A 26,861-nucleotide genomic window follows, 5' to 3' on the forward strand; every position below is an offset into this window, starting at 1 on the left:
CAAAAGCAAACAAGGTGGCAGAAGAATGTCCTCCATCACCTTGTCTTTATATTTATTTTTCTTATGCTAAAAAATCATCATCTTCCACAGTTGTGAAATCATCAGCTGCATTTGTTCTGCCACCTAAAGGCTCGCCATCCTTAATTTTTTGAATGTTACCAAGTCCACATGCAACACCTTTGTTGCCATTACTGTTGAAAGCATAGAAATTTAAAGATACTCTTGCATAGCAGCCACTATACACTTCATTACGATCAAGTATAGGCTTTACTGCCTTATCTACAATCTGAGGTGCTGTTATGCTATTGGCATTTACAAAATAATGCCCTTTGTATGCTTCATCATCACGCTCAGCATCTCCATCCCTTAAAGGTAGTTTAATAGTAGCTTTATTTGGTTTTTTACCACCGAACTTTGAAATTCCTTCTTCGATTGCTGTATCTATTGCTGCATTAATAGCATTGATAGTTTCTGTATCCGTCTTAGGGATGAGTACTGATACGCTGTATTTTTCAGCACCCCCATTAATTGATACCGGCTCCCAACCGTGGAAATAGCTCAAACGAGTGTTTGTCCCTGTAATAACCTTAGTTTTGTTTTGATTTATCATAATCTTCATCCTCCATAATTTCATTAAATTCGTTATTTGCATTTGATGTATTCATAGCCGTTCTTTTATCTGTAATTGGAACCAGTGTCGGCTTTCCTGGTGGTTTATAGATAAGGTCACCTAAAATTTTCTCAAATTGTTTCTTACCCATAAGTTTCTGCATTTCAGTAATGGTGATAAGTCTCTGATGGTAGATATCTTTATAACCATTTGTCTTAGCTGCATCTGCCACAGCATCTTCATTTTTATACTTGCGATTAGATCGACCCTCTACTACTTTAAATCCACTCCACTTTTTACCATGGTTGATGGCAGCATCTGTGGCATATACCATAATTTCATTTGCCCACTTAGTTAGGTCTGGTATTTTATGAAGAATTTCTTCTATCTCCATATCCGTTAAAAGAGGTGGAAACATAAACTCAGATCTTGCAAGTTCTAATTTTGCCTCTGCTCTTGCACGACATTTTACTGATGCTTTACAAAAAGTACACCATTCTCCAGGTAGGTATTCTCCCTCACCGTTAATTGCCATCTGAGCCTTTGGCTTTAGTTCATTTTCTGCCCAATCCTTTAATTCTTCCACTGAAATTGTCCATGTGCTGATATTCTCCCTACGTGGTTGGAATATTGTCATAGATACTTCCTTAATATCATAGAGGCTATCATAGATTTCCAAAGCACCTAATGCATACAGTTTCATTTGAGGATTGTCTACTGCATCTACCAAAACTCCCATGCCATATTTAAAATCAATAATATAGAGTTCCTCATCAGCAATAATAATGCAATCCCCTGTGCCAAATCCCTGTGGAACATAAGAAGAAAAATCCAGCTTCTGTTCAATAAGTATCAGTGGATCACTGCAACTTTGTTTTGCTATTTCCAACTGCTCCATTACAAAATCTACATAGGCATCACTGTGTTCTTCCATTTCATCAGTATCATAACTTGATACTGGTCTTTTACTCCTCATCCTAAGTACTTTTCGAAGTTTATACTCACAAAGAGCATGGGCGGCAGTACCTTCAGCAGCTGCTGTGCTTTCTTTATCTTCAAATTCAAGTTCCAGCCTTGCCGATGGCAGGCAGTTGAGCCACCTATGTGATCCTGATGCAGAAAGTATCGCATGACTACCCATCTATAAGTCCCTCCGCATCTTTCAAAATATCAGCATAATGCTTAGGATTAACCTCACTTAGCTTTGCCGCACCGTATTTCTGAATAATTTCACGCACCTTGGCAGTCATGCCGGCTTGACTCTTTTCTGCAAGAACAGCCCTTACATCCTCAAGCTTAATTTTCTTATTAACTGACTTTGCTGTTTTCTTTGGCTCTGACCCTTTAACTGAAGTAGGCTTCTTATCTGCATCTGTAGGTTCACTTTCTGCCATTGCATCACAAACAGCCTGCAAGCTATCTGCCAAAGAACGCATATCTGACACCACATCAAACAGCAACTTTATTTTACTCACCGCTTTCACCTCCTTTAAGTTCATGAATTTCCACAGTTTCAACCGAGTCACCCGGTGTAAGCACAAGTACATTCACTTTTTCACCGAAAAGAAAATTCAATAATCTTTTTCGGAGTTGCATTGTACCACTCTCGATAACAGGATTAGGGTTACCACTTGGATGTGCAATGTTGATACATACTTTATGTTTTAAACTCATAGCTTTTGCTCCTTTCTGAGGGGTTTTATTTACCCCTCTGTCCATATACAAAAAACTTTAAGGAATCGAACCCCTTTTTTGAAAACTTTATTTAGGGGGATTTTACCCCCTATTTTTTAGATTTTTTTACGAAGATTATCATAAATCTTTTTTAAACGATTTCTAATTGCTGCTTCAGTAACACCTTCTTCTGCAGCAATAGAAACATTGGTACGATTTTCATAGAATACTTTTTTGATTAATTCCTTCTGCTTAGGCTTTAGAGTTTCAATTGTGGTTCTTAACTTGTCTATCTTTTCCTCATGCTCAGATACTTCAATAGACTTGATAATACTTTCTAATGGGTTGGAAGCATTATCAACTAAATATGGATTGCGGTCTGCTGCATCATCTTCATTTTTGTCACAATAAGCATCCATATGCACTGGCACATGGTACTTCTCACGTCTACCTGCATTGTATTCTTCATCGTCAAAGCTATGTAGAGTGACAATTATAGCATCTGTAACCCCATTTTCATTTGGTGCAATTTTTATTGCCTGTCCATCAGCTGAGTAATAAATATAATTGGTTCTGTTCTTTTTACTTGTTTTGTAATTTCTTAACATAAGTGCATCCTTTCCGCCGGATTGCATTGGCGGCAAAGGATACAAAAATAAGGTTTGTGCCTAAACAAAGTACACAAACCTTGAAAATGAGCGCAATAAGGTAAGGTACTTCTATTTCTCCACTATTGTTCTTAAGAACAACTATGAATTAATATGTATCCTTTGCCTTATTGCAAATCAGGCATTTAATATTTTTTGAGATAAATTACTCTTTTAACTTCAGAAAAATAACTATCTAAATTTTCAGTAGTTTTCTTTCTAGGTATATTCTCTCATCTTTTTAGTAATAATTAGAATATTACAAATCACTCATTATATATTTTTTTAGTAATTACTTTTTCTATTAATTTGTGGTATATTATTATAATAGTAATTAATTATATTATATTTACTAATTATTAATTTGGAGGATGCGTTCATGGGTAGTTCTGATACTTTTAAAAGTGCATTTATTTTTAAAAGCTATAAATGCTTCACCGACTGTAATGAAGTAGTTGATTTAAATACCGGAAGTAAGGTCAAAAATATTGTAATTAGAAATGATATTTCAAAAAGCTTTAGGGCAGCATATCTATATGGTGAAGGTTTAAAAGAAATAAAAAAGGGAAAATATAATGACAAAAATAATATCTTAGGTGAATTTTTAGGTATAAAAAAAAATGACATAGACTCTGTCATGTCATTTTTTAATAAGTATGGTTTTTTATTTGATTTAAGTGGCTATGATAAATATGTTAATGTAAATATGGAAGATATAATGTACTTAAAAGATAATCTTGAAGCCTTAGTAAACTTATTAAATGCCCAATGTTCAAATGAAATAAATTATAAGAAACTCCTAGATTCAGTCCTATTTTTATTACTTAGAGAAGATCGAGAAATAAGAATTAATGATAGAACTATATATAAATCAAATAATAATGTGTTTCTAAGCAATATTAAAAATGCTACCAAAACCAATCTTATGAATGGAAATAATATAGTTCACATACCAAGATCTGATGGAGGCAATGATATAGTCTATAGGTCTAAAGACTCTATTGCAGAGGGTGGATATCAGGATATAAATGTATATGATTATGATATGCTTTTAGAAGATGAAGAACAATCTTTGGAGTTTATTAGGCAAATATTTAAATTATATGTACTAAAAGATTCACCTATCTTTACTACTATTGAAAGGCTGGCTATAGAATTCCTATTTCATTTTGTTCAACAAGTATCGTTAATCAATTTGGAATCTATATCTTTAGATATACCATTCCAAGATGAATGCTACACGAAATTAGAATCTAAAGAATGTACCTCTTTGGCTAAATCTTTATATAAAATATCTAAGTTATTAATTGAAAGAGAACTTAACTATCATTTATCAGAAATAAGACCGATTTATAACATAGAAACTATGCAACCTAACTGGAATCTTCCTTCTTTATTATCTGCTATGTACCTTTCACTATTTTACTTAGACTCAAAACAAGCATCTTATAGGGCTTGTCAAAATGTTAATTGTGGTCAGTTTTTTCTTGTCACCAAAACAAATTCAATAAAAAAATACTGCTGTGTTGATTGCACCAATGCTGTTTCCCAAAGAAAATATAGGTATAAAAAAAGAGAGTGATAGATAATTCCATCATTCTCTCCCTTTAGCCATATTCTTTTTCAAACTTTCCTCTATTGCTTTAGATAGTTTCTGTATTTCTTGTCTATTAGGTCTAGTAGAATTCGCTATTAATGCCTTTACATCTAAAAGTATACCTTGAACATGCTCATAATCCTTAGTACAATCTTTCCATTCTGCCACAGCCTCTCCTACAGAAAAATAATTGTCCTTAGTCTGAAATATATTGTTGGCTTTACTAAAAGGCATAAGAAATGCGTTTAATACATCTTTTCCTTCTTCACGTTCTTTTTCAAACTTCTTATTTTCAGCTATGTATTCAGCATAAGTTATTTGTTTATTTATGGAAGTAGATTTAGGTAAATCACCGTGTTTCCCTGTAACACCATACTTGTAATATTTTGCATCCAAAACGCATATATGGTAATTGGTTATCATGATAGTATCTGGTTCTAGGGCTGGGTTGTCTCTCTTTCCAGCATAATTTAACTTCCAAGTAGTTTTTGGGAAATAATCTTCTTTATTTTTTATACCATAAGTTTCATCAATTAATCTTTCCCATACATATTCAAAATTATTAGTCCCAAAATAAAATTCTTCTGGATCATCTGCACTGTTCCTAAAATCAATTATTGCTAACATACTTTGAAATAGCTGCTTCCTTGTATCATCATTAGCCTGTCCTAACTTTTGTTGTAATATGCTTCTATATACCTTAATATTTGGATTTTTAACATGTGCTTGTTGAGGAAGTTTATACTTATAAATCCAACCTAGCTTTAAAAAACTTTCATAAACACAATACTTATTAATCTCAGTTATTAGATGCTTATCTGTATCATTATTTTTTCGAACCATTAAATTAGGAAAAACAAAACCAGATTTTTGAACTATAGGCGGAACTTTATTTATAGTTTCCCTCATATTAATCGGCCCCGACATACCTTTAACATAGATTTCCTCATTCTCTTTGTAGTAGTCATGTTGTAAATAGTAATGAATAACTCTAAGATAAGCCTGAACAGGAAATCTTACAGTTTTTAAAACTTGATTAGCTGTTATCTTAGATATCCTAGATTGTTTATCATTATATGTTTGTAGAACACTAAATAAGTCTAAAATCTCATCTCTAATAGTTTCTTCTTTTTCAGATATTTTATAGCCTATTGGGAAATATACACTTATTTCATGTTTCTCTCCTACAATTTCAGATTTAATTCCAACAAATGTATCTCCCTCTCGGTTTGTTGCATTTCTACAGTATTCACTTAAAGGCTTAGATAAAATAACTTCCTTAAAATCCTTACTCATTTTAGGTTACCTAGATTCTTCCGTTGTAAATAGGTTATCTTTGATATCTTGATTAAATATATCAAATCTTCTGTTACCATCAAATCTACCAAAATCATCTAGTACTTTCTCTAAGCTTTTATAACTTGATTCAAATAAATCATCCCTACTAAATTTAAACGCATCATCCCACAGATATTTAATAACTTTATCTCCAAACCTTGAATTTAAATCTTTAATTACTCCTTCAACTTTTTTAATATCATCTGATTTAATGCCATATCTCTCTACTATCTCATCTTTATCTTCATCAATAGAATAATATTTAAGAATATCTTTTGTTACAAAATATGCTCCTAGACGTTTATCTTCAGATGATAAAGTAGTTGCTCCACTAGTAATTATTTGTTCATTAATAACTGTATTAAATTTCTCCCAAGTTACAGTGGTATCTAAAATTTTTGTTTTAGCATGTTCAGCTTTTGTTACATCATTTTCTATCATTTTCATATTCCATCTTCTTTGAAACGCTGTATCTAAAGTAAAAACATTTTGATCCGCAGTATTCATTGTTGCTAAAATGCTTAGGTTTGATGGGATGAAAATTGGGGTCTCTTTTTTCCCAAAAACTTCACTTGCAATGTTATGATTAGTTATTTTATAAGAACTTGTCCCATCGGATTCTCTATCTAACAGTTGAAATATTTCTCCAAAAATTGCAGGAGCATTACCTCTGTTTATTTCTTCAATAACTAAATAGTAATGTTTTCCTGGATTATTTATTGCCTTCTTCAGTACTCTAGTAAATGGGCCTGGTGTAAAATCATAAGTTATCTCTTTTTCATCACCTTCACCTTTGACAGTTGGTAAAATCTGTCCTACAAAATCAGTGTTCATGTAATCGGGATGAAAGACCACTCGTTCCATTAAGCTAAAATCATTACAATAATTAGTTTCTATTGTATGACTTTTCCCAGAGCCCGGAACACCGTATAACAAGGTGTTTGTCCCCCCTTTAATACGCTCAATATTTGTAGAATATTCTCCTTGAACCTCTGCAATGTTAACTGCAGTGTATGTTGATAATTTATAGAATTGATTATTTAATTCATGTAGTCCACCATCACCTTGTATAACACGGTTTTGCTTAACACCATAAAACTCATATTCTAGTTTTTCTTTTCTTTTTAAAACAATCAAATAATCTCCAGTGTGTAAGAGTTTTCTAAAGTTAACAAAACTAGGACTATCCATATTTATTAGTGACATTTGTATTTGATCTGTTTGATTTCTACGCCTACTTCGCACAATACTAGTTACTACTCTTTTCGAAGGTGAGTTTCCAAAAATATTCCCAATATTATTTCCTTCATCGTTCAAATATTCTATATTGGTTTTACTTAACCAAACAGGTATTTGAGTTATAAAAAATTTTTTCAAGTCATTATCCTGCTCTCCATAATTAGCCGAAAAATATCCTTCTGCCCGTAAATAAGGAAATATATCCATTTGATCACCAGTAATAGCAATATGCGTCTGATTTGTAGTTCGACCAGCATCTAATGTGTTAGATGCTTCAAGTCTTTTTACTATTATACCGTCATAATCCTCTTGATTAATATCAATATTAATTTTGGACATTACAGTTGATATAGTATTAATAGCTTCATTAAAATTCACTTAAACCCCCCCTTTTACCCTGTAAGTTATGTTTATTTTACTTGAATCTCTTAATCCACAGCTTCTATTAAACCTTTTTGAACTACTCTTAATATTTTACAGCAATGTTCACTAAAAATCTATAAAATGAGTGCGCTTATAAATGGGTTCTTTCTCATGTTAGGATATTTGTTATGTGCGACTCTTCTGATTTTCTGGACATAAAAGAATATTCCAGAGAATTGAGAGAAGCAATATATCCAAAGCTGAGAAAGAACCTATAAATGAAAGCCACACTCATTTATTGTTAGCATAATATTTAATATTGTCTACTTTATTAAGTATTTCTTTATTACTCGAGCAATTGCTCTACCTAATAATGGTGGTACAGAATTGCCAATTTGCATATAAGTTTTCGTATACGCTCCTCTAAAGAAGTAGTCATCTGGAAAAGATTGTACTCTTGCTGCTTCTCTTGGAGTTAACCCTCTAGCTTGAGTAGGATGAATATACATATTGCAGTCAAATTTCATATGAGCAGTAATTGTTTTACAAACCTTACTATTCTCAAGTTTATAATATTTATCTTTAAAAATATCATTTCTGCTTGTGTATGGCATAATGTCCGCTATTTTAGGATCATCAGAGCGATCTCCTTGATTTAATCTCCCAAAAATCTCTATATCTCTATCATTATTATATCTTGCTTTATGATTACAAACTACATAACAATTTCTACCTTGATTAATCATATTAATATATCGATTTGTTTCAGTATTTCGAGCAGCTTCTATTCTTCTTCCTGATTCTTCTGTGTTTAAATTTGTGGAATTTTTAATTCTTGAAGCACTTAATTCACGAAGTCCAAATAGCGCATCTTCAAGCACATTATCTGGAATTGTTAATCCAAAGGCTTCTATCTCTTCAAATATTCTGTCATTATTTACTTCTATTCTATTACCTATGTATATTAATCGCTCTCTATTTTGTGGGACACCAAAATCCTTGGCATTTAGAACCTTAGCAGTAACCGAATATCCAATACTGTTAAAATCTTCAATGACTTGATTTGCTACTGTAAGCATACCTTTAACATTTTCCATGACAAAGAATCGTGGTTGAACCATATCTACAACTTCAACATAGTTTCGGTATAGTTGGTTTCTAGGGTCATCTATTAATCTTTGTCTATTTGCCATACTAAAACCTTGACATGGTGGTCCTCCAATTACAATATCAACGGTATCATATCTTAGTAATCCTTCTAAATTGGTAATAATTTCTTGAATATCTCCAAGTACTATATGGTCTCTAGGTGTTTCTGGATGGTTGTGAGCATATGTATCAACACAACAATTCTGTATATCGTTAGCCAAGCTCGTTATAAATCCCTCTTGTGTAAACCCTAATGATAGACCCCCAGCTCCACAAAATAAATCTATCATTTTAAGTGAATCCTCATTTACATTTTCTCTTACCATTCTTATATAGGTATTACAATACTTTTTTATGGGACATTGACTGCATTGTTGACTAATTTCATTGCATATGCTTTCCATCTTTCCAAATGCATCTTTTATTTCTTCATGTTGGATATATGCCTTTTTAACTTCTTCAGCCCTACGCAGAAGAAATTGTTCATTAATCTCCGCACTTACTCTATCAACACAAGATCTACCATCACCGACAGCACCTTCTGGCATATATGCTTCAATAAATTCCTTTATTTCTAATACTTCATCATTGACTTTCATTTTATTCAATCCACTCTCCAATTTCTGTCAATGTAGTTCTAACACTTTCCGCTACTGCTCTAGAAACATTTACTGTAACGGCATTACCAAATTGTTTATAGGCTTGACTGTCCGAAACAGGTATTACAAAATCGTCACCAAATCCTTGTAGCCGCGCACATTCTCTCGGAGTAAGTCTCCTTACCCTTCCATTTTGTGTAACGTAATTATCTTGGCATGCTCTGTGCATTTTAGCCATCGAAGCACATAAAGGTCTGGCTATTTGTAAATCTATTTCAGATTTTGCCTTATAACCTCCAGTTCCATCCGATAATATTGTAGGTAAAATTCTTTCAGATAAAAAATACTTATCATCAACATCATCTTCCAATAAGTCTTGCAATGTCAATCCATTAAGAGGCACTGGGAGTGGATAATGATAATCTACATCGTGATTTGCAAAACATACAATATATGTTCTGTTTCTTTTTTGAGGTACACCATATTCTACTGAATTCAATATTTCATCGTAGACTCTATACCCTAATTCCTCTAATGTTCTTCTAATTATTGCAAAGGTATTTCCATTATCATGTGTTCTCAACGAACGAACATTTTCCAAAATAATAGCTCTTGGTCTATGACCTCTTTGAATTTGATTTCTTATTATTTCTACAATACGGAAAAACAGTGTTCCTCTTGTATCCTCAAAGCCTCTCATTTCTCCCATCATACTAAATGGTTGACAAGGGAATCCTCCTATCAGTACATGATGATTAGGAATATCTTCTAATGGTATTTCATTAATATCTCCTAAAACAATGTGATCTCCAAAATTTGCTCTATATGTTTGAACTGCATATTTATCAAAATCATTTGCCCAAATAATATTATAACCTGCTTCTGAAAAGCCTATATCCAAACCTCCAATTCCGCTAAATAGTGAAACAACATCCATTATTTTGTGTCCTCCTTATGTTCTTTTATATACGCCCTAATCCAACACCCGATTTCTACTGATGCCGTTTTCCCTTCATCATAAAGCAATTCCATAAACTCTTTTTTTATTTTAGGTTCAATTGCAATTTCAATTTTTGAAGTTTTTTTTCTTCCAGGTGGTCTCCCACAATTAGCTTGTTTATTACTCATATCATTCTCCATTTTTATACATATTGTATATGGTTTATATCATGGTCAAAATCATTTTACCAAATCTCATGAATAAGTGCAACTCATTTTTCTATAACATCTAATCCGCTCAATTTTCATATACATACTTATTATAAATCCTAAACTAAAAGTACATTTTAAGGGATGTCTAATATCAGTCTGAGGAAACATAAAACACTTTTCAAAATTCACTTAAAAACTTTCAAAGCTTTTGATATCATCCTATTTACATACTATATTCACAGCTGCCTCAATGCATACTCTGACTTTTTAATCTTTGACAGCATTTAAAATTCTTATTCAAAAAGCCATTCAACTTGCCCACTTAACTTATCTCACATCTATACCACCTACTCAACTTTAAAACTCTACTAACCATTGATATCTTCCCTCTCAATATAAAAATAAAGATTTCTGAATCATAAACACACCATCAAAAAACTGATAGTTTTGCTCATAATCTCAGAAATCCTTTATTTATCAGTGTTTCACACACTTTTATTTATCTATTCTTGTTATCAATACTACCGTCTCAACATGGGCTGTCTGTGCAAACATATCCACGGGCTGCACCTTTTCTACCATGTATCTCATGTCTCGCAGTACCCCAAGATCTCTGGCAAGTGTGGCAGGATCACAGGATACATAGACTATTGTTTTGGGAGCCATGCTGCCAATAGACTGCAAAAGAGATTTGTCACAGCCTTTTCTTGGAGGATCCACAACAACTACATCAGCCTTTATGCCCTGTTTTATAAGCTGGGGTATGACCATCTCGGATTTACCAGCTATAAATTCTACATTATTGACGCCGTTTTCCACTGCATTTATCCTGGCATTTTTCACAGCTTCCTCTATGATCTCCACACCATAAACTTTTTTTGCCTTTTGGGATAAAAACAGGGAGATAGTGCCGGTACCACAGTAGGCATCAAATACAATCTCATTTCCGGTGAGTCCTGCATATTCCAGAGCCTTACTGTAAAGTATCTCTGTCTGGACAGGATTCACCTGAAAAAAGGACAGCGGTGATATATTGAATTTGAACTTTCCTATGTAATCACTTATGGTATCCTGTCCCCATAATGTTATACATTTTTGTCCCAGTATTACATTGGTTTTCATGCTGTTTATATTTTGGACTATGCTCTTTATACCTGACATATTTTCAGTCAAAACCTCTATAATTTCATGCCTGCCGGGCAGGTTTAATGTAGAAGTCACAATTACCACCATGATTTCACCGGTTGCAAAAGCCTTTCTCACCATTATGTGCCTTATAATTCCCTGACCGGTTTTTTCATCATAAACAGGTATATTATATTTTTCAATCCACTTTCTAATAAGTTTTACAACTTCATCTGCAGACTCATCTTGTATAAGACAGCTGTCCATATCTATTATGTCATGGCTCCTCTTGGCATAGAATCCAATATTCAATTTGAAATTGGACCTGTTCACTGGGAGCTGAACCTTGTTTCTGTATCTATAAGGATTTTTCATGCCTATGGTGTCATATAATCTCAAAGCACCTTCTGGAAGAGTGGGAGGAGCGGTAATGCATTTTTTCCCACTGCTGTCGAACCTGCCTTTGCTGTTACCTAATTTCTCTTCAATGCCACACAACTTTATTTCGTTGTGCTGTAAATTGTATTCGCCGCCACAATTCTCTTCTTTACCGCCCCATAAGTTATTCTCTCTGTGGCTTAATTCCTCTTCACTGTTCCAAAATTTGCCTTGAATGTCACTTAAATTTTCTTCACTGCTGTGCTGCTTCATTTCATTGTGCTGTAAATTGTATTCGCCGCCACAATTCTCTTCTTTACCGCCCCATAAGTTATCCTCTCTGTGGCTTAATTTCTCTTCAATGCCCCAGGATTTGCCCTGGATGTCACTTAAATTTTCTTCACTATCCCATAAGTTATCTTCTCCGTAAATTGATTTCTCTTCACTGTTACAGGACTTGCCTTGATTGTGACAAAGATCTACTGCAGTTTCAACTATATTAAATTTTCCTATCCTTTCAAGACAGTCCTTTACCCTGTTTTTCTTGAAATCCAGCTGTGCCCTATAGGACATGTGCTGGAGCTGGCAGCCGCCGCATCTTTTGTATATGCTGCAGGGCGGACTTACTCTATGAGGAGATGATTCAATGACCTCCAGTAATTTTCCAAAGGCAAAATTCTTGTTTACCTTGACGGCTTTTATCTTGATCTTTTCGCCCTTTATGGCCCCAGGTACAAAAATAGTGAATCCGTTTATTTTTCCCACTCCTTCTCCCTGGTACCCCATTCCATCTATTTGCAATATATATTCTTTATTTTTTTCTATTTTTTCATTCATATTTTCACCTACTAAAAAAATTGATTGTTTAAATACAGTATACATTATTCTGTCAAAAGGAATCTACAGCATTTAATCAAGTAGTTCTCAAGTGAAGTAAACATTATTACATCGCACATAAAGAATACCTTTCTTCTCCATACCTGAGAAGAACTACTTGTCCAGTGCAGCATACCATTGTCTGCCATGCCTGTATTTTAAAAAACCTGAAAGCACAGCAATAGAATAAATTCAATACTTTGTACACATTAAAAAAAATTGCACCTGTAAAGGTGCAAAAAATATAGAATCAGTTGTCTTACTTTCCTATCATATAATTCTAGCCATATGCTTATTTATTATACATCAAATTTATGATTATTTCCAATTTTTTAAAGAAAAATTTTTGTGAACAACTCCAGCCAGTAATTTTATTTTTAAAACTTTACTATAATATGAATTTTTTTATATGATTTTCAGTAAAACATAGTTTTTCGGTTATTTTAGGTACAGATGAAATCTTGCTCATAAGGAATACCTTTAAAAGTTTGTGAACCCGAAACCGGGTGATCTATCCATAGGCCTATCCATAACAGGTTTTTTCCATAAAGAATGCTTTTAAAAAACCTTAGATGTCAGACTTTCGAAAATGACTTATCATTTTTTTTGTTAAGATCCTTGTTTGCTTTTTTAATCAGAATACACAACAGTGATGTAACTACAAGAAAGAATGCCAGCACCACAAATCCCATATATCCCGATGATACATTTTTAATATAACCAACTAAATAAGGTCCAAGAAAACCTCCTAAATTACCTAATGCATTTATGATTCCAATTGCCGCACCTGCTACCTCTGGCCTTAAAACCATAGTGGGCATTGCCCAATAAGGACCATATGGCGCGTAAACCCCTATTGCCGTAATAACTAGAAATATCATTTTCATAACTGGTGTATGAGCTAAATACTGTCCGCCTATCAAGCCAAAAGCACCTACAATAAGCGGAATAGCAATATGTGCTTCCCTTTCCTGAGTTTTATCGGAATGAACTGAATTTATAACCATTGCAATTCCTGCAAACAAGAATGGTATAGCACTTAATAATCCTACCAAACTAGGACTAATACCGTTAAAACCCTTAATAACATCCGGCACCCACATGGTATATCCGTAGAAACCCGATATCCAGAAAAAATAAGCAAGTATAAGAAGTATGACAATTTTATTTGTACAGGCTTTAAAATATCCTATATTTTCAGGTTTGTCAGCGTTTTCTGCTGCAATACTTTCTTTAACATATTTTTTTTCGGCTTCAGAAGCCCATTTCGCGTGATCTGGATTATCAGCTACTGTGAAATACCAGACAAATGACCAGATTAAAGGAGGCATACCTTCTATAACAAAAACTATACGCCATGACAGAAATGATAGAAGCCATCCTGTTAAAGGCGACATTATAACTGCAGAAATCGGAAGGCACAATATCCAAAGTGCATTGGCACGGGCCCTTTCCTTTTGCGGAAACCAGGATGCAAGCAAAACCAAAGTTGCCGGCCAGACTCCTCCTTCAAAAATTCCAAGTAAAACTCTTGCTATAAAAAATTGAGTTTTTGTCTGAACAAATGCAATGCTTATTGCAGAAAATCCCCACAAGAACATAAGTATCAGCACAGTTTTTTTAGCACTCCATCTGGTAGCCAAAATTCCTCCGGGTATCTGCAAAACCATATAACCTACAAAGAAAATTCCTGATGCAAATCCTATATCCGCACTTGTAAAATGAAAAGAGCTGCTCATATAGGGAAGAACCATTGCAGTATTAATTCTATCCATATATGCCAGCATATACATTATAAACGCCACCGGTATTATCCTGCTCCAGCGCAGTTGATCAACTTTACCCATTATTAAAACACCTTCTTTTTATGAATTTGATTTTTTTACTTTACTTTTGAAAAATTTTACTGCCTCTTCTGCCTTATAGGAACTTCCAGCAAAAGGGGAGCTGTACACATATAAAAATCCTTTTTTCATCCCTGCCTGTATCTTTCAAACTTTTCAGGAGCAACACATTCAGCAACTTCAATATGCTGCTTTGTTGGACATAAATACTGTCCTATTGTAAGAATATCGTATTTAACATTCAAAGCATCATCCATAACCTTATAAATTTCTTCCTCAGTTTCACCTAAACCCACCATAATACCTGTTTTGCTTAAAATATCCGGATTCTTGTCTTTTACATATTTAAGTACAGATAATGACCTCTTATAATCTGCCTCAGGACGAACAGTATTATATAGACGTTGTGCTGTTTCAATATTATGGTTGATTACATCAGGATTTGCTTTAATTACAATGTCCAGATTCCTTTTTATGCCCTTTAAATCAGGTATTAGAACCTCTACAGTCGTACTGGGACACAAATACCTGATTTCCTGTATCGTTTCTGCAAAATGTTCAGCACCACAATCACTTAAATCATCTCTTGTTACACTTGTAACCACAACATGTTTTAGGCTAAGCTGTTTTACGGTTTCTGCAACATGTCTTGGCTCCTTGGGATCAATATCCGATGGTTTACCATGTACAACATTGCAAAACCTGCAGTGTCTTGCACATTGATTTCCCATAATCATGAACGTGGCGATATGTTTTTTATAACATTCTCCCATATTGGGCAATTAGCTTCTCTGCAGACAGTATTCAAGGAAAGTTTCTCCATGAGAAGACTAATTTCTTCAATGGACTTTTTATTGTAACTGACCTTCAGCCATTTTGGCTTCCCATTTATATTTTTATCATACATATTCTGCCTCCTTCATTAGTTAGCATCTTAAATACTGTGTATTGATGAAATAAATCCTGTTCCAAATATCTGACCAGCTTATGGTATATGAACCGCCAGAAAATTTTATTGAATTTTTTTTATTTCCACTCCCATATTTTTTTCATATATTTTCGCAATGGCACAATGATCCTCATTTACCTTTCCATATGATTCCATCTCATTCATGTAATTTAAAATAATTTTTGAAAGAGGTATTTCCACTCCTAATTCTTCAGCCAATTTTACTGCATTTTTTAGATCCTTTTGATGTATTGCAATTCTGGCACTTGCATCAAAGTTTCGGCTGATAATTTTAGGAATTTTTGAATCCAGCACTGCACTGCCTGCAAATCCATCTTTTATGGCATTAAAGAGAACTTCCGGATCAATCCCCGCCTTTACAGCAAATGCAAAGCTCTCCGCTGCAGCTCCTATGTTGCATCCCACAATCATGTTATTAGCAAGCTTGGCAACACTGCCGCATCCTGCTGGTCCCATATAAGTGGCGGAACTGCCCAAATAAAGCAGCAATGTTTTAACTTGTTCAAATATTTCATTATCTCCACCGCACATAAGCACAAGGGTCCCATCAATAGCTCCCCTTTCCCCGCCGCTGACAGGAGAGTCCAAAAGTCTGACGCCATGGTTTTTTGTCTTTTCATACATCTCTTTTATAACATTAGGAGCTGTTGAACTTAAATCCACCACTATGATTCCATTTCTTTCCGTATCAATAATTCCCTGTATATTTGATTTAACAAGTTCATTGGTAGGCAGTGAAATGAAAATAATATCACAGCAATTATATATTTCTTCCACCTTTTCTACAGGTATTCCGCCATTCTCCCTAAATATTTTTTTCTTTTCATCAACTATGTCAAAACCCATTATGGACTTGCCGCTTTTTTTAATCATGTTAATAGACATGGGAAGTCCCATTATACCCAGTCCTATAAATCCAATTTTTTTCATATATCAAATATCCCCCTCTCACTTTCAAAAAACTTTTTATCAATTCGGCATGTGTATTGCACGCTTTTCCACTACCATTGCAGCTTCTCTAACAGCTTCTGATACAGTAGGGTGTGCATGAATTGTAGCAATGATGTCTTCAGCTGTGGCCTCCAATTGAATGGCAAGTGCACATTCAGAAATCAAATCGGTAGCCCTGGGTCCTGCAATATGAGTTCCCAATATTTCTCTATACTCCTTTCCAACAACAAGTTTTATCATTCCCTCCTCTCCTCCCATAATAAGGGATCTCCCATTTGCCGCCAATGGGAATCTAGCTACAGCATACTCTATTCCCTGTGCTTCAGCTTCTTTTTCCGTCAATCCTACAGAAGCAAATTCCGGATCTGTATATACGCAGGAAGGACTTGTCTTAATATCAAAAACCCTCTCATGACCCAAGGCATTTTCTGCTGCAGCCTCACCGCCGGCAGATGCAACATGGGCTAACATATTACGTCCTGTGCAGTCACCTACAGCATATATGCCCTTAACATTTGTTTCCATTCTATTATCAACTATAATTCCTTTTTTATCACTTATAATACCTGCCTTATCCAGTTCTAAAACACTTATATTTGACTTTCTGCCTGCAGATATCAAAACCTTTTCACAAGCAGCCACTTTTTTTTCACCCTGGTCTGCTTCAATTGTTACATCAGCTTGGCTTCCATTGTCTTTAATAGACATAACCCTAGAACTTGTATAAATTTCTACACCCTTTTTTATTAATTTTGAACTTATAATTTTTACCAGTTCCCCATCCATCATAGGTAGTATTTGACCCTGCCTTTCAATGATTCTTACTTTGGAGCCAAGTGCATTATATAAAGCCGCAATTTCAACACCTATTACATCACCCCCAAGAACAATCATTGTTTCAGGAACTTCTTTAAGTTCAAGAGCCTCTGTACTTGTGATACATGGTTTTGATTCAATTCCTTCTATGGGAGGTATAACGGTAGCAGCTCCTGCTGCAATAACAGCCCTGTTGAATTCTAAAATTTCAGTTTCTCCATTTACCGTCTTAATTTTTATTGAATTGCTGCTCTCAAAAGATGCCGAACCTAAAATCACTTTTACATCATTTGCTGCAAGCAGGCCTTTTACTCCGCCCACCAGCCGTTTTATAATTCTTTTTTTCCTTTTCTGCATTTTTGTAAAATCCAGCTTTACGTCTGTAATAACACCATAGCCCCCGCCATTCTTTGCGTTCTCATAAATTTCCGACATGCGGAGCAAAGCTTTTGTGGGAATACAGCCAATGTTTAAGCAGGTGCCTCCCAGATGATCCTTTTCTACTAATGTAACTTCCCCGCCAAGCTGTGATGCCCTTATAGCTGCAACGTAGCCTCCAGGACCTCCTCCGATGACAGCAACCTTTATTTTTTTACTACTCACAGTGTGTACCTCCTTCATCAGCTTTTTTATGCCTCTATTACAAAATAACATCCATTGGGTTTTCAAGTAAATCTTTTACTGCAGTCTTAAATCTGGCAGCTGTTGCTCCATCCATTAATCTGTGATCATAAGTCATTGAAATCCTCATCTTTTTTCTTACCACCACTTTATCTTCCTCAAGAGCCAGTTCATCCTGTATTTCACAAACTCCGAGAATAGCTGCATCCGGCTGGTTTATAATAGGTGTGAAGGTTTCTACATGCAGCATTCCAAGATTGGATATTGTAAAAGTGGAACCACTGCATTCATCCATATTAAGTTTGTTTTCACGAGCCCTTTTGGCTAAATCCTTTGCAGTTAAAGAAAGTGCTTCTATTCCCATTTTATCAGCATCTTTAATAACAGGAACAATCAACCCGTTATCAACTGAAACTGCCATGCCTAAGTTTATATGATGGTGATATACAATTTCATCCCCGTCAAGGCTTACCAGAATATGTCCATTTGCTGTCAATGCCTTTGCAGCAGCTTTAAGTACAAAATCATTAATAGAAATTTTCTGCTCTCTGTTTTCATTGATCTTTTTTCTAAATTCCATTAAATCCGTAACATCCACCTTGACATTTTGAGTTACAGCAGGAATTTCATTATGGGATTTGAACATTCTTTCTGCAATAACTTTTCTCATGCCGCTGAGTTTTTCTCTTCTTTCAATTTTCTTTGGAATTATACCTTCTTCTGATGGAATTATATTTTCTCCTGAATCTATTACCTCACTTTTAACTTTCTCCACATTATTTAAAATATCTCTCTGTATAATCCGCCCGCCAATTCCAGAACCAACAATTTCTGAATAATCCACATTCATTTTTCTAGCTGTCTTTTTTGCCAGAGGAGATATTTTTATTCTTTTAGCCGGAATTCTTTCCCCTGCCCGCTGTGTAGTTTGTTCCTTCTCCTCTTCAACAGAATCCGGATTTTCTTTTTTGTTTTCCTTTGCCAGGATTTCATCAATATTAACTTTTTCCCCTTCTGACCCTATTACACCAAGTAAACCTTTAACAGGAACATCCTCACCTTCATTGGCACAAGCAGCCAGTAAGACACCATCTGCTTCACTTTCAATTTCACTTGTCAGTTTATCCGTTTCAATTTCCAAAACAGGTTCTCCCTTTTTCACGGTATCCCCCACCTGCTTTAACCAATTGACTATTGTACCTTCAGTCATAGTCAAGCCCAGCTGGGGCATTCTAATTTCAGCAGCCATTTTATTTACCTCCCCTATACAATACAGCTTATTGTTTTCTTTACCGCTTCTACAATATCATTTTTATTTGGAAAGACTGCATCTTCCAATGGAGGACTGAAAGGGGAAACCGTATTTAATCCAGCAACGCGTCCTACCGGAGAATCCAATTCATCAAACAGCTCTTCCATAATCTGAGCTGCAATTTCACCACCATATCCGCCTCTCTTACAATCTTCTTCCACCACTACTACATTATGTGTCTTACATACAGATTCCCTGATGGATTCCCAGTCTAAAGGGACAAGAGTTCTAAGATCAAGTACTTCTACATCTATATCCTCTTTTTCCAACTCCCTGGCTGCCTCCAGTGCAAAAATCACCTGACGGGACCAGGTAATAATGGTTGCATCCCTGCCTTTTCTTTTTATATCTGCCTGACCTAATGGGATCACGTATTCACCTTCAGGGATTTCATCTTTTACCGCATATAAGAGCTTATGTTCCAAAAATACAACAGGATCATCATCACGAATAGCAGCCTTAATAAGTCCCTTCCCGTCTTTAGGTGTAGAAGGGCAAACTACCTTCAGACCTGGTATGTGAGTAAACAATGCTTCTAAACATTGGGAATGCTGCCCTGCATTTCTTCTTCCTGCTCCCATGGGAGCACGGATTACCATAGGAATTTTTAATTGACCACCAGTCATATATCTGAGCTTTGCAGCTTGATTCATCACAGGATCCAGGCATACTGAAATAAAGTCATTATACATAAGCTCCACTACAGGGCGAATTCCCCTTATGGCAGCACCTACGGACATGCCTGTAAACCCGGATTCAGAAATTGGAGTTTCAATGACTCTTTTAGAACCAAATTCCTTTAAAAACCCCTGGGTAATACCAAAAGTGCTGCCCATGGTTCCCAAATCCTCTCCCACCATGATTACATTTTCATCTCTTATCATTTCCTCATGCATACCTTCTCTGATTGCATGACTCAAGCTAATCCTGGTCATCTAATAACACTCCTTTCATTATCAAAAGAATAATTATCTTTTAACACATCATCTACATCCGGATATGGAGAGGCTTGTGCAAATTCATATGCTTTCTGAATTTCATCATCCATTTCCTTTTCCATCTTAAGAAGTTGTTCTTCCCCCACACCTTTTTCAAGAAGATAAGCCTTAAACGCATTAATAGGATCTTTCTTTTTCCACTCCTCTGTTATTTCCCTGGGACGATAGTTAGCCGAATCACCTTCATAGTGACCTCGCATACGGAAGGTCATACATTCCACAATACAGGGTCCATTACCTTCACGTGTGTACTGCACTGCTTTCTTTACAGCTTCATAGACCTCCAGCACCTGGTTGCCGTTGACTGTTATTCCTGGAATGTTATAAGCCTTGGCACGAACTGAAATATTGTCCGTATTTGTAACTGTATTAATGTTCACAGAAACAGCATATTGATTGTTTTCACACAAATAGATTACGGGAAGCTTCCATGCAGCTGCCATATTGATGGATTCATGAAAAGTCCCCTGATTAGATGCACCATCACCGAAGAATGCCAATGTAACTTCCTTTGTATTTTTTATCTTTGAAGCTAATGCTGAACCTGTAGCAATAGGAATACCTGCACCAACAATACCGTTGGAACCCAAAATACCTAAATTAGTATCTACTATATGCATGGATCCGCCTTTTCCATGACAATATCCTGTTTCCTTTCCAAAAACTTCTGCCATCATTCTATCAGTTTTTGCACCTTTAGCTATACAGTGCCCATGACCTCTATGAGTTGATGTAATAAAATCTGTCTTTTCCAGTGCTTGACAGGTGCCTACAATAGCTGCTTCTTGTCCAACACAAAGATGGAGATTGCCTGCTACTATGCCCTTTTTAAAGCACTCACTTGCCCTTTCCTCAAATTTCCTAATTCTCAGCATTTTCTGGTACATATCGAAAAGCATTTCACTTGAATATTTCCAATTGCCTTCCAAATAAACCAACACCTTTCTTAAAATTCACATTTTCATTATTTTAATAACACACTCTAATATATAAGCAAATACAATGCCAAATATATTTTTACATAAAAAAATATATTTCAATACATGACCTCAATAACTTAAAACCACAGTTATCTGTATTAAAATATATTTAATCTTATACATTTAAAATTGTCCCAAATACTTTCCAATATATTTTACTTGTTCCGAAACCGGACACTATTTAAGAAATCCTCTATATTTAGTAATCTTTACATTGTTCATAATCCAAACAGTATCCGTAATCCAAACATATTTATTGCAATTTATTCATTGCCATATTCAATTAACCCAATCTTATGAATTTTTTCATATAAAGTAGTGCGTCCTATTCCCAGCATCTTTGACGCTTTTGTCATATTACCGTTTACCTGATTCAATGCATGCTTAATGGCAATCATCTCTGCCTGCTTTATTGTAATGACTCCATTATCATAGAGATGCATATTAAAACCTCCATTATTTTCACCTTTCGTCATGGAATTAAAAATTCTACTTGGTAAATGTTCAGGTAAAACTTCTTTATTCTCAGCCATACAATAAGCATATTCTACTGCATTTTCAAGCTCACGCACATTCCCGGGCCATTCCCATTCATCAAGCATTTCACGGGCTTTATCAGAAATTACTTTATGGGTAGCATTAATCAAATTATGCCGCCTCAGCATGAAATCTATAAGTAAATCTATATCTCCTTCCCTTTCTCTTAAAGGAGGCGATACAATATTTATGACATTAATTCTGTAATATAAGTCCTCTCTGAAACTTTTCTCCCTTATCATCTCATCCAGGTTCTTATTTGTTGCAGCTATTATTCTCACATCAACAAACATTTCTTTAAATCCACCAATTCTCACTACACTTTTTTGTTGTAAAACTCTTAAAAGTTTACTTTGCATATCAAGAGGCATATCTCCTATTTCATCAAAAAACAAGGTACCTCCATGAGCCATTTCAAACTTTCCAGGTCTTCCGCCTTTAAGAGCTCCAGTAAAGGAACCCTTCTCATATCCAAATAGCTCACTTTCAATTAAATCCCGGGGTATTGCCGAACAATTTATAGCAATAAAAGGTCCATCTTTTCTAATTCCATGATTATGAATTGCCTGTGCAATAATTTCCTTTCCGGTGCCACTTTCGCCCTGAATTAATACTGTACTGTCATTTCTCCCTGCTATTTTTATCATCTTTTTTATATTTTGTATTGGGTTACATTTACCGATAATATTGGAAATAGTGTATTTGGCCTGAGCACCTGTTAATTTATTTACCATGGATTTGACCTGTGTTATACTGCGGAATACATCCAGACAGCCTATCATGTTTCCCCTTTCATCCTTCATTGGAATAGCAGTTTTAACAAAATGTATCATTCCATTTTTTCCTTCCAGCCTGAATTCCCTATCAATATATCCTTTTCCGGTTCTTATCACCTCAAGTATTGTGGGCTCAAAATCCACACTTTCTGTTATATGTTTTCCTATACAAGACTTATCAATGCCCAGTATCTGCATGCCTGCCGGATTAACTGAAGTGATGATGCCCTCCATATTAACTGTAAGCATGCCATCTGATATAGTATCAAAAATTATGCCATATAAAGTGCTCTTTGTATCCAGCTGCCTTTCAACATTCTGCATTTTTATATTATTTGTTATCATCTTACTTGATATAGCCAGGATGGTATCCAGATTACTGACTTTATTTTTCAATATACCTGTACCGCCTAATATAGAGCAGATATTATTATTCTCATCATAAATTGGCACAGCAACACAAAACACATCATGGTATTCTCTGCAGTAATGTTCATATCCTGATATTGTTTCAACTTTACCGGTTTTAGCACACATGGAAATTGCTGTGGTGCCAATTTTCTCTTCTGAATAGCAAAATCCAGGCCTGTTGCTTATTTTCAAGGTATTGCACAATAACTCATCATGGCTTTTTTGCACAACTAAAACACACAAATCCGTATCCAGCAGCGTAACCGTTAGCCTATACTCCTCAAACTGCTCACATAATTCCTTCATAACAGGTTTTACAATTCGTATGATTTTTTTATTTTTATGAAGAGAGTCTTTCAATTGCCCGTCTTGAACCATATTTTTCTCCAGACATATTTTATTGGGATTGACTCCTGCCTCCCTTGAATGAATCCATGACTTAGCAATATTTTCAGATAAACTGCCGTCAATACTGCCGGTATTCTGAAACATTTCCCATATGAGTTTTTTGTTTTTGCCCATACAAATTCCCCTTCCTATTCTCTGCCTTCAAGTAATACTACGTATGAAAACTTCAAAATATCACACCGCCTGAAATTATATTCTGAAAAGGTTTACAATAAATCCTGTAATTTTATGTCTTTATTATACACCTTAGATACCTCTTTCTCCAATTATATCAGTGTATAAAATCCTTCAACAAAATAATCAGTCCTCCAATGTTGTCACATGATGATATATGCTTCAAATTGCAGAGCAAATATATGTGCAAAGGTCTGAAATAGCTGTGACTGCCATAATAAAAAATTTAATTTAAGACTTAATGTGTACGCAAAACCCCCACCTCTATCATAGCAGAAAGAGACGGGGGAAAATTTTCTTGCCAGTTGTATAAAAAAACTGCCGGATTTCCAAAAACAATGCAGTACCTGAAGTCAATGATATATTCAGCACTGGATGAGCCTATCATATATCTTACATTATATTGGCTCTGCCGTTGTATACAATACCCCTTGTAACATCCATGGTTACAAAGGTACCTGTCTTCAACACTTCAGTGGCCCCTCCTGCGCTGCATATAATAGGTATTTCCCTGGTTATACACTCAATGGCAAGATGTGATGTCAAACCGCCTTTTTCCGCTATAACTCCTGAAACCCTGTCTAATACATTCATATATCCCCTATCCAGATTTTTAACTACTAAGATGTCATCCCTTTCCACAATTTCATCTGCTTCCTTAGGGCTTTTTACTATCTTCACATTACCATATCCCGGTCTGATTCCCGATCCTCTGCCCTGAACCAATATATCTCCTACTATGTGCACCTTCATCATATTGGTAGTTCCTGAATAACTTACAGGTATACCTGCTGCTATAATTACCAGATCTCCTTTTTCTACATAGCCGCTTTTTAAAGATATTTCAACAGAATTATCTATTAATTCATCTGTGGATTCCACCTTCTTTGTGAGTATAGGATACACTCCCCAATTCAGAGCCAGACTTCTTGCCACTTTATGGCTTGGAGTAACAGCTATAATGTGACATTGAGGTCTGTACTTTGAAACCATTCTGGCTGTATGTCCGCTTTGAGTGGCAGTTATTATAGCCGATGCCTTTAATTCTGAAGCAGTAGTGCAGGTAGCAAGGCTTATGGCATTGGGAACATTTTGTATATGTGTTTCTCTCTTTTTGCTAAGTAAAGTATCATAATCAATTTTTTCTTCTGCTGTCTGGGCTATTTTTGCCATGGTTTGTGCAGCTTCTACAGGATATTTCCCATTGGCGGATTCTCCGCTTAACATTATGGCATCTGTTCCATCAAATATGGCATTGGCTATATCCGATGCTTCTGCCCTTGTAGGTCTTGGGTTTCTTATCATGGAATCAAGCATCTGAGTGGCAGTTATAACGGGTTTCCCCACCCTGTTGCATTTTTCTATTATGAGCTTCTGAATCAATGGAACCTGTTCTATGGGAATTTCCACTCCCATATCTCCCCGGGCCACCATTATGCCATCGGAAAATTTTATTATTTCATCTATATTGTCAACGCCTTCCTGACTCTCAATTTTAGAAAATATCTGTACATCTTGTCCTCCATTTGCCTCAAGCACTTTCCTTATGGTCAGCACATCCAAAGCTTTTCTTATAAAAGAGGCAGCTACCATATCTATTCCCATTTTACACCCAAATTTCAAATCTTCTTCATCCTTTTCCGTAATAGCCGGAAGGGCTATGGAAACCCCTGGAACATTTACCCCCTTGTGATTACTGATGGTTCCACTGTTTTCAACTATGCAATGTATTTTATTCCCTTCAACATTTTCAACCTTCAAGTCAATTAATCCATCATCAATCAGTATATGGTTGCCTTCTTCAACATCTTCACTCAGTCCATCATAAGTCACATAACATTTATGATTATCTCCCAGGACATCTTCTTTGCAATAAATAGTAAATTTATCATTTTCCCTTAACTCCACACTATCTTCCTTAAAATTTCCCGTTCTTATTTCAGGTCCCTTGGTGTCCAGCATGATTGCTATGGGCCTTTCATACTTTTTCCTCAATTTCTTTACAGTATTTATCCTCTCTTCATGTTCCGCATAGTCCCCATGGGAAAAATTGTGTCTGGACACATTCATGCCAGCTTCAATAAGCTTTGATAAAACTTCCTCCGAGCCGCTTGCAGGCCCAATAGTAAAAATCATTTTAGTTTTTTGCATAGTATAACTCCTCCTCAATACAAGATTTATTCTGAAGAACTGCTCAGGCTAATGCATTTGCTATTTTATATAATTTATTATCAAAATGTCTTGGTATGCTTAAAGCCTCATCTATATCCAAATCAATAATTTCCCTACCTTCAATTCCAACAAGCCTTGAGGTCTTTCCATTTTCCAGAAGCTCCACAGCCCTGTATCCAAATCTTGAAGCCAGTATTCTATCCAGGCAGCTGGGACTTCCTCCCCTTTGAATATGACCAAGTTTCGTTGCCCTGGCCTCTATTCCCGTAACCTTTTGTATTTTTTGTGCAAGGTTTTCAGCTCCTCCAATACCTTCTGCCAGAACTATTAAATTATGCAACTTACCTTTTATCTTTTCTTCCATTACATTTTTACACAATTCATCCTGATCATATCCCTTTTCAGGCAGGATTATATTTTCAGCTCCTCCTGCAAGTCCGGAATAAAGTGCTATATCTCCACAATTTCTCCCCATAACTTCCACCACACTTACCCTCTCATGGGAAGTGGAGGTATCCCTTAATTTATTTATGGCATCTAAAACCGTATTCACTGCAGTATCAAATCCTATAGTAAAATCCGTATATGATAAATCATTATCTATGGTACCTGGAATTCCAATAGTTGCTATAGACATTTTGGACAATTCCTGAGCTCCTCTAAAAGAACCATCTCCTCCAATTACCACCAGTCCGTCTATACCAAACTTCTTTAACATCTGTACTGCTTTTTTTCTTCCCTGTTCCGTCTTGAACTCTTCACTGCGGGAAGTTTTTAATATGGTTCCCCCCCTTTGTATAATATCCGCCACGCTTCTTCTGTCCATGGGCATTATTTCACCCTTTATCAATCCACTGTATCCTCTTTCTATTCCCATTACAGTAAAGTTTTTATCTAAAGCTGTTCTCACTACTGCTCTTATGGCAGCATTCATGCCTGGGGCGTCTCCGCCGCTTGTTAATACAGCTATTGTTTTCATATTAGTACCTCCTATGACCACTGGGACTTTTAATGTCCCATCGAGACTAGAACCAACTTTCATATAACTACAGCTTTAATTATATCATACAATCCTGTTTTTTTCACCATATTATGGTTTTAATTTAAGTAATTCTCAAATTCAAGTAAAATTTCCCCATAAATA

Annotated in this window: 23 protein-coding genes; 1 reads left to right on the plus strand and 22 read right to left on the minus strand. The window is 35.4% G+C overall.

Annotation, left to right across the window (positions count from 1 at the left end; translation table 11 throughout):
• Positions 1-61 precede the first annotated feature (61 nt).
• The 5 genes from ACYUJ6_RS14825 to ACYUJ6_RS14845 form a co-directional block, all read right to left on the minus strand.
• Positions 62-610 carry a DUF2815 family protein gene (locus tag ACYUJ6_RS14825; protein ID WP_461843473.1) on the minus strand — a complete coding sequence of 183 codons (549 nt, stop codon included), beginning with the start codon at positions 608-610 and terminating at the stop codon, positions 62-64.
• Positions 588-1,751 carry a DUF2800 domain-containing protein gene (locus ACYUJ6_RS14830; protein ID WP_461843474.1) on the minus strand — a complete coding sequence of 388 codons (1,164 nt, stop codon included), beginning with the start codon at positions 1,749-1,751 and terminating at the stop codon, positions 588-590. Before ACYUJ6_RS14830 ends, ACYUJ6_RS14825 begins: the two co-directional genes overlap by 23 nt.
• Positions 1,744-2,085, minus strand: coding sequence for an rRNA biogenesis protein rrp5 (locus ACYUJ6_RS14835; protein WP_461843475.1), 342 nt, complete (start codon positions 2,083-2,085; stop codon positions 1,744-1,746). Before ACYUJ6_RS14835 ends, ACYUJ6_RS14830 begins: the two co-directional genes overlap by 8 nt.
• Positions 2,078-2,284: a hypothetical protein gene (locus ACYUJ6_RS14840; RefSeq protein WP_461843476.1), complete on the minus strand. Its 207-nt coding sequence runs from the start codon at positions 2,282-2,284 to the stop codon at positions 2,078-2,080. The genes ACYUJ6_RS14835 and ACYUJ6_RS14840 overlap by 8 nt, the downstream gene beginning before the upstream one ends.
• Before the next feature lie 116 nt (positions 2,285-2,400).
• Positions 2,401-2,892: a sigma-70 family RNA polymerase sigma factor gene (locus ACYUJ6_RS14845; RefSeq protein WP_461843477.1), complete on the minus strand. Its 492-nt coding sequence runs from the start codon at positions 2,890-2,892 to the stop codon at positions 2,401-2,403.
• 418 nt (positions 2,893-3,310) lie between these two features.
• Between ACYUJ6_RS14845 and ACYUJ6_RS14850 the strand changes: the two genes are divergently transcribed.
• On the plus strand, positions 3,311-4,513 hold the full coding sequence (locus ACYUJ6_RS14850) for a hypothetical protein (protein ID WP_461843478.1): 1,203 nt from the start codon (positions 3,311-3,313) through the stop codon (positions 4,511-4,513).
• A gap of 12 nt (positions 4,514-4,525) precedes the next feature.
• Here the strand turns inward: ACYUJ6_RS14850 and ACYUJ6_RS14855 are convergent, their stop codons facing one another.
• The 17 genes from ACYUJ6_RS14855 to pfkA all read right to left on the minus strand — a co-directional run bounded on the left by ACYUJ6_RS14855 (position 4,526) and on the right by pfkA (position 26,696).
• A complete protein-coding gene (locus ACYUJ6_RS14855) occupies positions 4,526-5,824 on the minus strand; it encodes an LlaJI family restriction endonuclease (protein ID WP_461843479.1) in 1,299 nt (432 codons plus the stop codon).
• 6 nt (positions 5,825-5,830) lie between these two features.
• Positions 5,831-7,483 carry an AAA family ATPase gene (locus ACYUJ6_RS14860; protein WP_461843480.1) on the minus strand — a complete coding sequence of 551 codons (1,653 nt, stop codon included), beginning with the start codon at positions 7,481-7,483 and terminating at the stop codon, positions 5,831-5,833.
• A gap of 308 nt (positions 7,484-7,791) precedes the next feature.
• Positions 7,792-9,216 (minus strand): DNA cytosine methyltransferase, encoded by a 1,425-nt coding sequence (locus ACYUJ6_RS14865; protein WP_461845523.1) that lies wholly within the window; start codon positions 9,214-9,216, stop codon positions 7,792-7,794.
• A 1-nt stretch (position 9,217) separates the two neighbouring features.
• Positions 9,218-10,153, minus strand: a complete 936-nt coding sequence (locus ACYUJ6_RS14870; protein ID WP_461843481.1) for a DNA cytosine methyltransferase — start codon at positions 10,151-10,153, stop codon at positions 9,218-9,220.
• Positions 10,153-10,344: a hypothetical protein gene (locus tag ACYUJ6_RS14875; protein WP_461843482.1), complete on the minus strand. Its 192-nt coding sequence runs from the start codon at positions 10,342-10,344 to the stop codon at positions 10,153-10,155. The genes ACYUJ6_RS14870 and ACYUJ6_RS14875 overlap by 1 nt, the downstream gene beginning before the upstream one ends.
• A gap of 519 nt (positions 10,345-10,863) precedes the next feature.
• Positions 10,864-12,708 (minus strand): 23S rRNA (uracil(1939)-C(5))-methyltransferase RlmD, encoded by a 1,845-nt coding sequence (gene rlmD / locus ACYUJ6_RS14880; protein WP_461843483.1) that lies wholly within the window; start codon positions 12,706-12,708, stop codon positions 10,864-10,866.
• 614 nt (positions 12,709-13,322) lie between these two features.
• Positions 13,323-14,594 (minus strand): MFS transporter, encoded by a 1,272-nt coding sequence (locus ACYUJ6_RS14885; RefSeq protein WP_461843484.1) that lies wholly within the window; start codon positions 14,592-14,594, stop codon positions 13,323-13,325.
• A 125-nt stretch (positions 14,595-14,719) separates the two neighbouring features.
• Positions 14,720-15,364, minus strand: a complete 645-nt coding sequence (locus tag ACYUJ6_RS14890; RefSeq protein WP_461843485.1) for a lipoyl synthase — start codon at positions 15,362-15,364, stop codon at positions 14,720-14,722.
• Entirely contained in the window at positions 15,325-15,498 is a 174-nt protein-coding gene (locus tag ACYUJ6_RS14895; protein WP_461843486.1) for a hypothetical protein, read from the minus strand. The genes ACYUJ6_RS14890 and ACYUJ6_RS14895 overlap by 40 nt, the downstream gene beginning before the upstream one ends.
• 105 nt (positions 15,499-15,603) lie before the next feature.
• Positions 15,604-16,491, minus strand: coding sequence for an NAD(P)-binding domain-containing protein (locus tag ACYUJ6_RS14900; protein WP_461843487.1), 888 nt, complete (start codon positions 16,489-16,491; stop codon positions 15,604-15,606).
• Positions 16,492-16,530: 39 nt separating this feature from the next.
• Positions 16,531-17,931 (minus strand): dihydrolipoyl dehydrogenase, encoded by a 1,401-nt coding sequence (gene lpdA, locus ACYUJ6_RS14905; RefSeq protein WP_461843488.1) that lies wholly within the window; start codon positions 17,929-17,931, stop codon positions 16,531-16,533.
• A 37-nt stretch (positions 17,932-17,968) separates the two neighbouring features.
• Positions 17,969-19,198 carry a dihydrolipoamide acetyltransferase family protein gene (locus tag ACYUJ6_RS14910; protein WP_461843489.1) on the minus strand — a complete coding sequence of 410 codons (1,230 nt, stop codon included), beginning with the start codon at positions 19,196-19,198 and terminating at the stop codon, positions 17,969-17,971.
• 14 nt (positions 19,199-19,212) lie between these two features.
• Positions 19,213-20,196, minus strand: coding sequence for an alpha-ketoacid dehydrogenase subunit beta (locus ACYUJ6_RS14915; protein WP_461843490.1), 984 nt, complete (start codon positions 20,194-20,196; stop codon positions 19,213-19,215).
• The gene (locus ACYUJ6_RS14920; protein ID WP_461845524.1) at positions 20,193-21,158 is read right to left on the minus strand and encodes a thiamine pyrophosphate-dependent dehydrogenase E1 component subunit alpha; all 966 of its coding nucleotides are present in this window, start codon (positions 21,156-21,158) and stop codon (positions 20,193-20,195) included. Before ACYUJ6_RS14920 ends, ACYUJ6_RS14915 begins: the two co-directional genes overlap by 4 nt.
• 344 nt (positions 21,159-21,502) lie before the next feature.
• Positions 21,503-23,485 (minus strand): sigma-54 interaction domain-containing protein, encoded by a 1,983-nt coding sequence (locus tag ACYUJ6_RS14925; protein ID WP_461843491.1) that lies wholly within the window; start codon positions 23,483-23,485, stop codon positions 21,503-21,505.
• Positions 23,486-23,938: 453 nt separating this feature from the next.
• Positions 23,939-25,696, minus strand: a complete 1,758-nt coding sequence (gene pyk, locus ACYUJ6_RS14930; RefSeq protein ID WP_461843492.1) for a pyruvate kinase — start codon at positions 25,694-25,696, stop codon at positions 23,939-23,941.
• 43 nt (positions 25,697-25,739) lie between these two features.
• Positions 25,740-26,696 (minus strand): 6-phosphofructokinase, encoded by a 957-nt coding sequence (gene pfkA / locus ACYUJ6_RS14935; RefSeq protein WP_461843493.1) that lies wholly within the window; start codon positions 26,694-26,696, stop codon positions 25,740-25,742.
• Between the last annotated feature and the right edge of the window lie 165 nt (positions 26,697-26,861).

The organism is Clostridium sp. JNZ X4-2 (assembly GCF_054889485.1).